Genomic DNA, 1237 nt, shown 5'->3' on the forward strand with positions numbered 1-1237 from the left:
ACCCGGAGGAAGAGAAAGAAACATCGATTCCCTTAGTAGCGGCGAGCGAAACGGGAAGAGCCCAAACCAGGAAGCTTGCTTCCTGGGGTTGTAGGACACTCTATATGGAGTTACAAAGGGACGGATTAGATGAAGCGACCTGGAAAGGTCCGCCATAGCGGGTAATAGCCCCGTAGTCGAAAGTCCGTCCCCTCCAGAGTGGATCCTGAGTACGGCGGAACACGTGAAATTCCGTCGGAATCCGGGAGGACCATCTCCCAAGGCTAAATACTCCCTAGTGACCGATAGTGAACCAGTACCGTGAGGGAAAGGTGAANAGCGAATGCGGAGCCGCAGCGAAAGCGAGTCTGAATAGGGCGAATGAGTATGGGGTCGTAGACCCGAAACCAGGTGATCTACCCATGTCCAGGGTGAAGGTAAGGTAACACTTACTGGAGGCCCGAACCCACGTACGTTGAAAAGTGCGGGGATGAGGTGTGGGTAGCGGTGAAATTCCAATCGAACCTGGAGATAGCTGGTTCTCTCCGAAATAGCTTTAGGGCTAGCCTCAAACGAAAGAATCTCGGAGGTAGAGCACTGTTTGGACTAGGGGCCCATCCCGGGTTACCGAATTCAGACAAACTCCGAATGCCGATGATTTATGTTTGGGAGTCAGACTGCGGGTGATAAGATCCGTAGTCGAGAGGGAAACAGCCCAGACCGCCAGTTAAGGTCCCCAAGTATCCGTTAAGTGGAAAAGGATGTGGCGCTGCCCAGACAACCAGGATGTTGGCTTAGAAGCAGCCACCATTTAAAGAGTGCGTAATAGCTCACTGGTCGAGTGGCGCTGCGCCGAAAATGTACCGGGGCTAAACGGATCACCGAAACTGCGGATTGACACCTATGGTGTCAGTGGTAGGAGAGCGTTCCAAGGGCGTCGAAGCCAGATCGTAAGGACTGGTGGAGCGCTTGGAAGTGAGAATGCCGGTATGAGTAGCGAAAGAAGGGTGAGAATCCCTTCCACCGAATGCCTAAGGTTTCCTGAGGAAGGCTCGTCCGCTCAGGGTCAGTCGGGACCTAAGTCGAGGCCGAAAGGCGTAGACGATGGATAACAGGTTGATATTCCTGTACCACCTCCCCGCCGTTATCAGCAATGGGGGGACGCAGAAGGATAGGGTGAGCGCGCTGTTGGTCATGCGCGTCCAAGCAGTGAGGTGTGGAACGAGGCAAATCCCGTTCCTATAACATTGAGCTGTGA

At 53.8% G+C, this 1237-nt stretch carries 1 rRNA gene; it reads left to right on the forward strand.

The window, feature by feature from the left end:
- A 23S ribosomal RNA gene (locus ACFPTP_RS02820) occupies positions 1-1237 on the forward strand; the annotation flags it as partial.

The organism is Sporosarcina koreensis (assembly GCF_042655825.1).
In the GTDB taxonomy this organism is placed as follows: Bacteria; Bacillota; Bacilli; order Bacillales_A; family Planococcaceae; genus Sporosarcina; species Sporosarcina koreensis.